The organism is Burkholderia sp. BCC1644, from assembly GCF_902833225.1.
GTDB lineage: Bacteria > Pseudomonadota > Gammaproteobacteria > Burkholderiales > Burkholderiaceae > Burkholderia.
Window position 1 is genome coordinate 97,894 of sequence record NZ_CADFEI010000014.1, and the last position, 11,386, is coordinate 109,279.

10 protein-coding genes are annotated in these 11,386 nt (G+C 68.3%); 9 read left to right on the forward strand and 1 reads right to left on the reverse strand.

The features are described from left to right. Nucleotides 1-13: 13 nt before the first annotated feature. The 3 genes from HWX87_RS25950 (at nt 14) to HWX87_RS25960 (ending at nt 3,517) form a co-directional block, all read left to right on the forward strand. On the forward strand, nt 14-2,671 hold the full coding sequence (locus HWX87_RS25950) for a glycosyltransferase family 2 protein (protein ID WP_176049941.1): 2,658 nt from the start codon (nt 14-16) through the stop codon (nt 2,669-2,671). A 188-nt stretch (nt 2,672-2,859) separates the two neighbouring features. Continuing rightward, nucleotides 2,860-3,189: a type II toxin-antitoxin system RelE/ParE family toxin gene (locus HWX87_RS25955; RefSeq protein WP_176049942.1), complete on the forward strand. Its 330-nt coding sequence runs from the start codon at nt 2,860-2,862 to the stop codon at nt 3,187-3,189. Then, nucleotides 3,182-3,517, forward strand: a complete 336-nt coding sequence (locus HWX87_RS25960; protein ID WP_176049943.1) for a helix-turn-helix transcriptional regulator — start codon at nt 3,182-3,184, stop codon at nt 3,515-3,517. Before HWX87_RS25955 ends, HWX87_RS25960 begins: the two co-directional genes overlap by 8 nt. A 123-nt stretch (nt 3,518-3,640) precedes the next feature. Here the strand turns inward: HWX87_RS25960 and HWX87_RS25965 are convergent, their stop codons facing one another. Next, nucleotides 3,641-4,564 (reverse strand): AraC family transcriptional regulator, encoded by a 924-nt coding sequence (locus HWX87_RS25965; RefSeq protein ID WP_176049944.1) that lies wholly within the window; start codon nt 4,562-4,564, stop codon nt 3,641-3,643. 181 nt (nt 4,565-4,745) lie between these two features. On the opposite strand from HWX87_RS25965, the gene HWX87_RS25970 reads away from it, so the two are divergent. The 6 genes from HWX87_RS25970 to HWX87_RS25995 all read left to right on the forward strand — a co-directional run bounded on the left by HWX87_RS25970 (nt 4,746) and on the right by HWX87_RS25995 (nt 11,277). Next, nucleotides 4,746-5,207, forward strand: a complete 462-nt coding sequence (locus HWX87_RS25970) for a (2Fe-2S)-binding protein (protein ID WP_176049945.1) — start codon at nt 4,746-4,748, stop codon at nt 5,205-5,207. A 2-nt stretch (nt 5,208-5,209) separates the two neighbouring features. Continuing rightward, on the forward strand, nt 5,210-7,417 hold the full coding sequence (locus HWX87_RS25975) for a xanthine dehydrogenase family protein molybdopterin-binding subunit (RefSeq protein WP_176049946.1): 2,208 nt from the start codon (nt 5,210-5,212) through the stop codon (nt 7,415-7,417). Nucleotides 7,418-7,887: 470 nt separating this feature from the next. Next, nucleotides 7,888-8,286 carry a winged helix-turn-helix domain-containing protein gene (locus HWX87_RS25980; RefSeq protein WP_176049947.1) on the forward strand — a complete coding sequence of 133 codons (399 nt, stop codon included), beginning with the start codon at nt 7,888-7,890 and terminating at the stop codon, nt 8,284-8,286. A gap of 373 nt (nt 8,287-8,659) precedes the next feature. Next, entirely contained in the window at nt 8,660-9,814 is a 1,155-nt protein-coding gene (sctQ, locus tag HWX87_RS25985; RefSeq protein WP_176049948.1) for a type III secretion system cytoplasmic ring protein SctQ, read from the forward strand. 3 nt (nt 9,815-9,817) lie between these two features. Beyond that, entirely contained in the window at nt 9,818-10,492 is a 675-nt protein-coding gene (sctR, locus tag HWX87_RS25990) for a type III secretion system export apparatus subunit SctR (RefSeq protein ID WP_124449673.1), read from the forward strand. Next, nucleotides 10,489-11,277 (forward strand): lytic transglycosylase domain-containing protein, encoded by a 789-nt coding sequence (locus tag HWX87_RS25995; protein ID WP_176049949.1) that lies wholly within the window; start codon nt 10,489-10,491, stop codon nt 11,275-11,277. Before sctR ends, HWX87_RS25995 begins: the two co-directional genes overlap by 4 nt. The last annotated feature ends 109 nt before the right edge of the window (nt 11,278-11,386 follow it).

Consider the following 11,386-nt stretch of genomic DNA (forward strand, 5'->3'; position numbering starts at 1 on the left):
ACGGGAGAGCACCATGAAGAAGCTGGTTGCGTCGCTTGCCGGCGGCGCTGTGCCGGATGCCGCAGACACGACGGACTCCGAATCAAATAGAACCGACTTGCAGCAAACCGGCATCCCGCTCGTCGTGCCGCTGATGGACAGCGGAACCCGGATCGTCTTCCAGATCCTCGCGCTGTGCTGGTTCGTCGCACTGGGGATCTTCTGGCGCTGGTGGCTGCGCGACGAGCACTATGTCGACGCGTTCCGCTTCGGCGTCAACTGCTTCGTGCTGTTCTGGACCACCTTCATCCCCGGCTACTTCATCTTCATCATCCGCTCGGCGGTCGTGCCGAACCCCTCGCTGCCCGTGCCGCGCGACTGGCGCGTCGCGATGGTCGTCACCAAGGCGCCGTCCGAGCCGTTCGACATCGTCCGCACGACACTGCTCGCGATGCTCGACCAGACCTACCCGCACGATACCTGGCTCGCCGATGAAGACCCGTCGCGCGAAACGCTCGACTGGTGCCGCGAGCACGGCGTATTCGTGTCGACGCGGCGCGGCATTGCCGCGTACCACCGGACCAGCTGGCCGCGCCGGACCAGATGCAAGGAAGGCAATCTCGCGTACTTCTACGACACGTACGGCTACGACAACTACGATTTCGTGTCGCAGCTCGACGCCGACCACGTGCCGACCCGCACCTATCTCGAGGAGATGCTGCGGCCGTTCGTCGATCCGGAAATCGGCTACGTGTCGGCGCCGAGCATCTGCGACAGCAACGCGGGCGACAGCTGGAGCGCGCGCGGTCGCGTCAACGTCGAGGGGCCGCTGCACGGCACGATGCAGGCCGGCTATGCGGGCGGCCTCGCGCCGCTGTGCATCGGCTCGCACTATGCGGTGCGCTGCCGCGCGCTGCGCGAGATCGGAGGGCTCGGGCCCGAGCTCGCCGAGGATCACTCGACCACGATGATCTTCAATTCGAACGGCTGGCGCGGCATGCACGCGCTGAACGCGATCGCGAACGGCGAAGGGCCGCGCACGTTCGGTGATCTCGCGACGCAGGAATTCCAGTGGTCCAAGAGCGTGATGATCATCATGCTGCGCTACACGCGCCGCTATTTCGCGGGCCTGCCGCTGAAGCTGAAGGCGCAGTTCCTGTTTTGCCAGCTGTGGTACCCGCTTTGCGCGCTCGCGATGGCCGGCAGCGTCGTGATTCCGGTCGTCGCGCTGCTGACCGGCCGCGTCTGGGCGCACGTCGACTACCTCACGTATCTCGCCTACGCGCTGCCGCTCACCGTGCTGATCCTGTGCGTCGTGACCTGGGCCACGCATTCGACGCAGTCGTGCCGTCCGCTGAATACGAAGCTGCTGTCCTGGGAAGGGCTTGCGTTCGTGTTCGCGCGCTGGCCGTGGGTCGTGCTCGGTTGCGTGTCGGCGATACTGGACTGCGTGCGCGGCAAGGAATTCCCGTTCAAGGTCACGCCGAAGGGCGGCACGATCGAACAGGATGCGCCGCTGCGCGTGGTCGCGCCGTACCTGCTGATCTCGCTGTTCTGCAGCCTGCCCGTCGTCGCTGTCGAGAACCCGCGCAACGCGGCCGGCTTCTATCTGTTCTCGACACTGACGAGCATCCTCTATCTCGCGATCGCGGCCGTCGTCGCGGTCAATCACGGCCGGGAGCAAGGGCTCGCCGCGTCGACGCTCGGGCAGATGTTCGTCAGCCGCCTGCCCGTGCGCAACGCGCTGTTCGCCTTCGCGCTCGCGATGCTGCTGACGGGCATCGGGCTGCGCGCGCCGAAGGGCTGGCAGGCGATGATGTGGCGCTCGGGCGTGCCGGCCGTCGCCATGGCCGCGCCGGCGCCGGGCGAACCGGTCAGGCAGCCCGAACTCGGCGCGTACGATCCCGAACACCGGCTGAGCGCCGATCCCGTGCTGACGTTCGACCATGTGTTCGTGTCGTGGAACGCGCCCGACCTCGGCGCGCAAATCGGCGACGCATACCGGACCGCGCAGGCCGGCAAGCGCTCGCTGATGCTGACCATCGAGCCCTGGGCCACCGGCGACACGCGGCAAGGCGCGCTGCTCGCGGATATCGCGCACGGGCGCTACGACGCACGGATCGCGACCACCTGCTCGGCGCTCGCGGCCTTGAAGGGCCGCGTGTTCGTGCGCTGGGGCCACGAGATGGAGGCGGACACCGGACGTTACCCGTGGGCCGTCGGCGACGCATCGGCCTACGTCGACGCATACCGGCGCGTCGTGACCGCGTGCCGCACGATGACCGACCAGATCCGCTTCGTGTGGTCGCCGGCCGGCAACCGGAACCTCGACGACTATTTCCCCGGCCGCGGCTATGTCGATGAAGTCGGCCTGTCGGTATTCGACTGTCCGCGCTGCGCGATCTGGCCGTCCGGCGGCCACTTCTCCGCCGCGAGCATCCTGCAGGCCAAATACGCGCGGGTCACCGACTACGGGCTGCCGGTGATGGTCGCGGAGCTTGGCGTCGACGGGTCGAATGCACGCAAGCGCGAGGAACTCGACGAATTCCAGCGCTCGCTATGGCGCTATCCGCTGCTGAAAGCCGTGGTCTATTTCAATGCGGTCGATACACCCGGCGCGTGGCCGGCGCACTACGTGCCGGACTGGCGGATCCCGCCGACGTTCCTGCAGACGACGGTCGTCGCCAGGTGAACGAGAGGCGCCGACTGTCGAGCGGCGCTATGGCACGGTCGTGGACATGCCGTGCATTCGCGCCGGCTGGCAATGGCGTGAGCCGGCGGTAACACCCCACTGGCCCACCGGGGCGACGTCGCACATCGCCAGCTTTCATGCACGCCTGCTCTTTTGCCAAAAGTTAGCATATTTGCTAATATGCGCAAATGAACTGGACCGTCAGCTATTACAACGCGCGCATCAAACGTGAAGTGTTCGCCTTGCCGCCAGGAATTCTTGCCAGCTATCTCAGGCTGCTTGAATTGATGGAGTCGTACGGGGCAGACCTGCGCATGCCGCACTCTCGGGCGATGGGTGGCGGCCTCTTTGAATTGCGCCCCAAGGGTCGCGAAGGCATCGGGCGCGTTTTCTATTGCATGCACGTCGGCCAGGAAATCGTTGTCCTTCACTCCTTCGTCAAGAAGACGCAGGAAACCCCGGACAGCGAATTGAAGATCGCCCGGAAACGAATGAAAGAGGTACAAGACAATGGCTAAGGCAGCACGCCCCGCGCACGCGCGGGATGACGGATACGCACCGGTTCGGCACACGAAGGCAGACACAAAGCGCTTGCTTGCCGACCCGGACGTGAAGACGGCATATGACGGGCTCGAGGAAGAATTTTCTGCGCTCGATGCCCTGCTTGCCGCCCGTCGTGACGCAGGCCTTACCCAGGCGCAAGTCGCAGAACGCATGGGCACCACCGCGTCCGCCGTGTCGCGCCTCGAGGCATCGTTGTCCAGCGACAAGCATTCGCCGTCGTTCTCGACACTGCGCAAATACGCAGCCGCTTGTGGCAAACGGCTTGTGATCTCGTTTGCCTGAACACGGCGCAACGTCAATGCTCAGTAGCCGGCTGTCGGTCACGACCGCGATGTCATCGACGCTGCCCTCCATGCCAACCCGCCATGGCGCGGCGGCAAGCAGCACCCAACGCCGGCTGCGGCATCAGCCGAGCAGTTCCTTCTTCCGCAGATGCACGACATCGCGCATCGGCGGCGCGCCGAACAGCCGGCTGTATTCACGGCTGAACTGCGACGCGCTTTCGTAACCGACGACGGCGGCCACCGACCCGACGTCGCCGCCCTGCCGCAGCAACAGCCGCCGCGCCTCGTGCAACCGCAGCTGCTTCTGGTACTGCAGCGGGCTCAGCGTCGTCACGTGCTTGAAATGATGGTGCAGCGACGACACGCTCATGTTGACCGCCTGCGCGAGCGACTCGACGCGCATCGGCTCCGCGAAGTGATCGCGGATCCATTCGATCGCGCGTGCGATCCGGTGCGTCTGGCTGCCCGCAATGGCCATGTGCCGCAGCCGCGTGCCCTCCCCGGTCGTCATCAGCCGGTACAGCAGTTCCTTTTCGATCAGCGGCGCGACGACCGGAATGTCGGCAGGCGTATCGAGCAGCCGCAACAGCCGCAGCGCGGCGTCGAGCAGCGGCGGGGTCAGTTCGGCGAGCGCGATCCCCTCGCCTTCCGGGCCCGCGTCGGGCTCGGGCAGCCGCATCTCGGCCGCGAGCTCGACGATCCGCTGCGGATCGAGCGTCAGCGACAGGCACAGGTACGGCGCATCCGCCGACGCGCGCGTCACGCGCGAGAGGATCGGCAAGTCGATCGACGTAATCAGGCAATTGTGCGTGTCGTATTCGTAAGCCTGGCCGGCCACGATCACGCGCTTCGCGCCCTGCGCGGCGATCACGAGCGCGGCACGCGACACGCCGCAGCCGAGATCGACCGGACGCGTGTGCCGATGCAGCATCAGGCCCGGCACGGCCGTCGAATGCGAGCCGTCGGCCGGTGCGAAACGGCCGATCAGCGACGCCAGCTCGCGCCGCCCGGATTCGCGCGACGCCACGATATCGGTCATGTCCATGACGCATCCTCGAATGATTTCCCCGTGTCGCGCGAGCATAGCGAAACGGCCCGCCGCGTGCCGGGGATTTGCAGGATTGTTCAATAAATTTGCAGGATTGGGTAGACGCAAACTTCGCGTGCTCGCGCACACTGCCCGCTAACCGGGCGCATGCCGGGTTTTCCCCACGGAGACATACAAAATGCCTACCTCGTTTGTCCTGAACGGCAAGAACGTCACGCTCGACGCCGATCCGTCGATGCCCGTCCTCTGGGCGATTCGCGAACACGCGGGACTGACCGGCACGAAGTTCGGCTGCGGCATGGCGCAGTGCGGCGCGTGCACGGTGCATCTCGAAGGCCAGGCCGTCCGCTCGTGCGTGCTGCCGCTCGCCGCGATCGCGGGCAAGCACATCACGACGATCGAAGGCCTGCAGAGCAAGCCCGCGCACGCCGTGCAGGCCGCCTGGGTCAAGCTGCAGGTGCCGCAATGCGGCTACTGCCAGTCGGGCCAGATCATGTCGGCCACCGCGCTGCTCGAGCAGAACCCGAAGCCGACCGACGCGGACATCGACGCCGCGATGAACGGCAACCTGTGCCGCTGTGCGACCTACGCCCGCATCCGGGCCGCGATCCACGACGCCGCCGCGACGCTGGGAGCCTGACCATGACGATCGAACTCGACAACACCGGTTCGGTGCGTCCGTCGCGCCGCACGTTCCTGAAGGCCGCGGGGGCCGCCGCGGTCAGCCTGACCATCGGCTTCGACTTCACCGGCTTCGGCCGACGCGCGCTCGCCGCGAATGCGCCGGCCGCCGGTTTCGCGCCGAACGCATTCCTGCGCATCACGCCCGACGGCACCGTCACGGTCATCGCGAAGCACGTCGAACTCGGCCAGGGTGCGTATACGGGCATCGCGACGATCGTCGCCGAGGAGCTCGACGCGAACTGGTCGAACGTGCGCGTCGAAAGCGCGCCGGCCGATGCGAAGCGCTACGCGAACCTCGCGTTCGGCACGATGCAGGGCACGGGCGGCAGCTCGGCGATGGCGAACTCGTGGCAGCAACTGCGCGACGCGGGCGGCAAGGCCCGCGCGATGCTGGTGTCGGCCGCCGCAGCCCGCTGGAAGGTGCCGGCCGGCGAGCTGACGACCGCCAACGGCGTCGTCACGCACGCGAAGAGCGGCAAGACCGCGTCTTACGGCTCACTCGTCGCCGATGCGTCGAAGCTGCCCGTGCCGGACAAGGTCACGCTGAAGCAGCCGGCCGATTTCAAGCTGATCGGGCACCGGATCCCGCGTGTCGACGCGTCGGCGAAATCGAACGGCACCGCGCATTTCACGCTCGATACGACCTTCCCCGGCATGCGCGTCGCGCTGCTGCAGCGCCCGCCGCGCTTCGGCGCCAAGGTGAAATCATTCGACGCGACGGCCGCGAAGGCCGTACCGGGCGTCGTGTCGGTCGTGCAGGTGCCGGGCGGCGTGGCAGTCGTCGCGACGGGCTTCTGGGCCGCGAAACAGGGCCGCGACGCGCTGAAGGTCGAATGGGACGAAACGAACGCGGAAAAGCGCGGCTCGGACGAGATCATGCGCGAATACCGGCAGCTCGCCGACAAGCCGGGCACGTCGGCGCGCAAGGACGGCGATGCCGATGCGGCGATCGCGGGCGCGGCGCGCAAGATCAGCGCGTCGTACGAATTTCCGTATCTCGCGCACGCGCCGATGGAGCCGCTCGACGCGGTCGTCAAGCTGACGGCAAGCAGTTGCGAAATCTGGGCCGGCGACCAGTTCCAGACCGTCGACCAGGCCAACGCGGCCAGGACGGCAGGGCTGACGCCCGAGCAGGTGCAGATTCACACGCTGTATGCGGGCGGCAGCTTCGGCCGGCGCGCGAACGCGTGGTCGGACTACGTGGTCGAGGCCGTGTCGATCGCGAAGGCGCTCGGCGCGGACGGCAAGCCCGTCAAGCTGCAGTGGACGCGCGAGGACGACATCCAGGGCGGCTTCTACCGGCCGATGTACTTCCACAAGCTCGACGCGGGCCTGACCGCCGACGGCAAGCTGGTCGGCTGGCGCCACCGGATCGTCGGCCAGTCGATCCTCGCCGGCACGCCGTTCGAGGCGTTCATGGTCAAGAACGGCGTCGACGCGACGTCGGTCGAGGGCGCGGCGAACCTGCCGTACGCGGTGCCGAACGTGTCGGTCGAGCTCACCACCGCGAAGACGGGCGTGCCCGTGCTGTGGTGGCGCGTGGTCGGCAGTTCGCACACGGCCTACGCGGTGGAGGCGTTCATCGACGAAGCCGCGCACACGGCGGGCAAGGATCCGTACGCGTTCCGGCGCGACCTGCTCGAGAAGGAGCCCCGGATGCGCGCGGTACTGGACCTCGCCGCGCAGAAGGCCGGCTGGGATCCGGCCAAGCCGCTGCCGAAGGGCCGCGGGCGCGGGATCGCGGTCGCCGAGGCATTCAAGAGCTATGTCGCGCAGGTGGCCGAGGTGTCGGTCGACGCGGACGGCAAGGTGAAGGTCGAGCGCGTGGTGTGCGCGGTCGATTGCGGGATCGCGATCAATCCCGACATCGTCGCCGCGCAGATGGAAGGCGGCATCGGCTTCGGGCTCGGCGCGGTGATGCACAGCGCGATCACGCTGAAGGACGGCCAGGTCGAGCAGCGCAACTTCGACGGCTACCACGTGTTGCGGATGGCCGAAATGCCGAAGGTCGAAGTGCATATCGTGCCGTCGGCCGAGGCGCCGACCGGCGTCGGCGAGCCGGGCGTCGCGCCGGTCGGGCCGGCCGTGGCGAACGCGATCTTCGCGGCGACGGGCAAGCGGCACTACGTGCTGCCGTTCGATTCGGCGGATGGCGCGAAGGCCTGACGGCCGGGTGATGCGCCGGCCGCGGGGCGAGGTTTGCACTGCGGCCGGTGTTTTTTACGCCGGCCATCCAGCTTCCGTGGCGGGTTCGATGTCGGGTTTGATATGCACTTACACCGCTGATTCATATAGATTTTTACGACGGCCATGCCGGGTTCCATGTAGGGCTGCCCGTGCCCGCCTCGTACCCAAATCGAGCGTACGTTACCCGAACCCTTACCCGCCCCCCACACGTTACGTCAGACGTAACGCCCGTAACGTCGCCCGCCGATGCTACGTAACAATCCTTCAATATTGCTCCGACCCCTTCGGTGCCCGCGCAGCACCTCCCGTTAAAAATTCTTTTAAATTCAACGCTGCCAAGCCGTTTGCGCCGGCACTGCCGTCGGCCGCCACCCGGCGATCCTTCCCCTGGCCCGAAAGTTGCAGCACAGGTCCCGCAAACACTCCTTAATGGACATGCGAGGGCCACCATGGATTGCAAATACCTGTACATCGACAACATAAAAATCAACTTCGTGCGCCGCACGATCGAAATCGACAACAAAGTCGTTGACGTTACGCCGCGTGAATTCGACGTCGTCGAATTCCTGCTCGACAACATGAACAAGATCGTGCCGCGGCAGGCAATCCAGGAAGCCGTGTGGGGCCGTGAACTCGGCGTGTCGTCGCGCACGCTCGACACCCATATCTCGCGGATCCGTTCGAAGCTGCAGCTCGAACACGACAAGAACCTGCGGATCATCCCGATCTACGCGGTCGGCTATCGCCTGGTGCTGTTCGGTGCGGCGATGACGCACGTCGAGCGCCACGACGCCGCGCCGATCCTGCGCGCCGCGCCGCAACCCGCGATGGCCGCCGACTACGCGTGACGCTTTACCCGCGCGCCGCCCGCTCGCGGCGCGCCGGCCACGTCCCCCCCCACCGCGCTGCGCCAGGCCGCAGCGCTTCGCGGCCTGTCAGCCGGAGCCGGCCTGCACGCCCTCCGGCCCGCCAGCCAGTCGCGACCCGACCGCCGCCTCCGGGCGGCGGTTGCTTTTGGGCGCCGGCCACTGCCTGCCCGGCTTCATCACGCTTCGTAGCACCCCGCTTCCCCGATCGCCGCACGATGCGCGCGACTACGGATTCCGGCGCGGCACGCGGCCATGGCCGTCCCTACAATCGACGCAGCAGCCGCGCGCCTCTTCGCGCCGCCGGCCCCATCACAACCCGTCGAATCAACGCCGAATCCGCCCCGATCCCGCCGTGCCTGCGCAGTTCCTGACGAATGCCGACGCCGGCGACGCCGCGAGCCGGGCGATGCCCGCCGCTTCCGTGCCGCCCGCCGCGCCGCCGGCCGCGGTCGCGCTCGACGCGTCGCCCTACTTGCCGCGCCTGTCCGCCGCCGCCGCGCACGGGCTGTCGCACGCGTACTGCGCGACCGGCGCCGTCCCGGTCACGCTCGGCGAGCATGCGTACGACGTGCGCTGGCGCGTCGACGCGGAGCCGGCCGCCGATGCGCACGCATACCGGTTCGTCATCGGCCCGGCCACCGGCACGCTGTGGATCGATCCGGTCGCGGAAACGGAATGGCTCGGCGACGCAGCCGATCCGGCCGTGCCTGCCGTGATCCGCGCGGCGCTGCTCGCCGACCTGAGCGCGCCGCTCGCGGCCGTGCTGCAGGCCGCGACGCGACAGCGCGTGGAATTGCTGCCGCCGCCCGAAAGCGTGCCGGCGTGGCGCGCGGCGCCGGCCGCGCTGCGCTTCGAGTTGCGGCGCGCCGATGCCGCGTGGCGCTGCCACGGCGCGCTGCTGTTCGACGTGCCGGATGCGCTGGCCGTGTTCTTCGCGACCGCGCCGGCCGCGCCCGCCGATGCCCGCGCGGCCTACGCGAACCTGCCGGTGCCGCTCGTGTTCGAGATCGGCCGCACCGAGCTGACGACGGCCGAACTGGCCGACGTCGTCGGCGGCGACATCATCGCGATCGAACGCTGGCAGGCGCACGAGCAGAACCTGCTGTGCGTCGCGCGACTGCCGGCCGCTCCGGCGTGGGAGATCACCGGACGGCCGTCGGGCAACCGGCTGACCGTCGAACGAATCAGGGAGATGCCTTTGGAACCGACCCGCACCGACAACGCGCCCGCGACGACACACGACGCGCCCTCGGCCGATGCGCCGCGCACGCTCGACGGCCTCGCGGTCGACCTGCGCTTCGAGCTGCCGCCCGCGTCGATGCCGCTCGGCGAGTTGAGCGCGCTGCAGCCGGGCGCCGTGATCGAGCTGCAGCACGGGATCAACCAGAGCGTGATCCATCTCGTCGCGAACGGGATGCTGATCGGCACCGGCCACCTGATCGCGGTCGGCCAGAAACTCGGCGTGCGCGTCGTCACGCTGACGCAACCCGCGCCGCGCGAGCGCTGAGCGATGGGTAGCCTGCCGAATCCGGTCGCGCTGATCGCGGTCATTGCCGCGCTCGGCATCGCGCCGTTCGCGGCGCTGATGGTGACGAGCTACACGAAGCTCGTGGTCGTGCTCGGCCTGCTGCGTTCCGCGCTCGGGATCCAGCAGGTGCCGCCGAACCTCGTGCTGAACGGCATCGCGCTGATCCTGTCGCTGTTCATCATGGCGCCCGTCGGGATGTCGATCCGCGATGCGCTGCAGGCACGCCATTTCGATGCGTCCGCGCAGCTGTCGACCGCCGATATCGGCGCGCTTGCCGATGCCGCACTGCCGCCGATCAAGGATTTCCTCGTGTCGCACACGCGGCAGCGCGATCGCGAGTTCTTCGTGCGCACCGCGACGTCGGTGTGGCCGAAGAACCGCGCGGACGGCATCAAGGACGACGACCTGCTCGTGCTGGTGCCGAGCTTCACGCTGGCCGAGCTGACGAAGGCGTTCCAGATCGGTTTCGTGATCTATATCGTGTTCATCGTCGTCGACCTGCTGGTCGCGAACATCCTGCTCGCGCTCGGGATGCAGATGATCTCGCCGACGACGATCTCGGTGCCGTTCAAGCTGCTGCTGTTCGTCGCGCTCGACGGCTGGTCGCTGCTCGTACACGGGCTGGTGATGTCGTACCGCGTGGCGGGCGCGGGATGAACGCGCGCGGCCTGCGACTCGCGGCCGCGTGCCTGTGCGCGCTGGTCGTGTTCGCGCTTGCGGGCATGCAGCCGCGTGCCGCGCAGGCGACCGGCAGCGGTGCGGGTTTCGCTCAACTCGCGCGTGCCTGCGCGCCGAACGTCGATCCCGACACGCTCGCCGCGCTGGTGCGCACCGAGTCGGGCTTCAATCCGTACGCGATCGGCGTGGTCGGCGGCCACCTGACGCGCCAGCCCGCGTCGCTCGACGAAGCACGCGCGACCGCACGCGCGCTCTCGTCGCGCGGCTACAGCTACAGCGTCGGCCTCGCGCAGGTGAACGAGCGCAATTTCGCGAAATACGGGCTCGACACCGCGACGATGTTCGAGCCATGCCGCAACCTGCAGGCCGGCGGCGCGATCCTGACCGAATGCTTCGCGCGCTCGTCGGGCACCGGCCGCGCCACGCAGGCCGCGTTGCGCGCGGCGCTGTCGTGCTACTACAGCGGCAACTTCACGACCGGCTTCTCGAGCGGCTACGTGAGCCGCGTCGTCGCAAGCGCGCAGCGCAACGCGCGCGAAGGCGGCGCCGGACCGATTCCCGTCGTGAGCGACACGCCGCCGCCCGAGCGCCAGCGGCGCATGGCCGCGGCGGCCACCACGCCGCCCGAACGCGCGCGCCGATCAGCCTCGCCCGCGGCGTCAACCGACGCGCCGTCGTGTCATGCGCGGCCGGTCGTGATGATGTGCCGCGGGCTGCCGGCAAACCAGGCGAAGCGGCTTTGCGTGAAGTGTCTCGATCAGTGACGGCGCACGGCCCGTTTTCCGGGGCGCGAACGTTGCCAGCGCACCACGTGACGCGGCGCCGCCGCCAGGCGGCGCGCGTCTCGTAGCGTGCGGCGCGCGCGCACGGCGG

Excerpts from the sequence above, each read along its gene's own strand:
- HWX87_RS25950 (WP_176049941.1), top strand. The coding sequence starts at position 14 with ATGAAGAAGCTGGTTGCGTCGCTTGCCGGCGGCGCTGTGCCGGATGCC.
- HWX87_RS25955 (WP_176049942.1), top strand. The coding sequence starts at position 2,860 with ATGAACTGGACCGTCAGCTATTACAACGCGCGCATCAAACGTGAAGTG.
- HWX87_RS25960 (WP_176049943.1), top strand. The coding sequence starts at position 3,182 with ATGGCTAAGGCAGCACGCCCCGCGCACGCGCGGGATGACGGATACGCA.
- HWX87_RS25965 (WP_176049944.1), bottom strand. The coding sequence starts at position 4,564 with ATGGACATGACCGATATCGTGGCGTCGCGCGAATCCGGGCGGCGCGAG.
- HWX87_RS25970 (WP_176049945.1), top strand. The coding sequence starts at position 4,746 with ATGCCTACCTCGTTTGTCCTGAACGGCAAGAACGTCACGCTCGACGCC.
- HWX87_RS25975 (WP_176049946.1), top strand. The coding sequence starts at position 5,210 with ATGACGATCGAACTCGACAACACCGGTTCGGTGCGTCCGTCGCGCCGC.
- HWX87_RS25980 (WP_176049947.1), top strand. The coding sequence starts at position 7,888 with ATGGATTGCAAATACCTGTACATCGACAACATAAAAATCAACTTCGTG.
- sctR (WP_124449673.1), top strand. The coding sequence starts at position 9,818 with ATGGGTAGCCTGCCGAATCCGGTCGCGCTGATCGCGGTCATTGCCGCG.
- HWX87_RS25995 (WP_176049949.1), top strand. The coding sequence starts at position 10,489 with ATGAACGCGCGCGGCCTGCGACTCGCGGCCGCGTGCCTGTGCGCGCTG.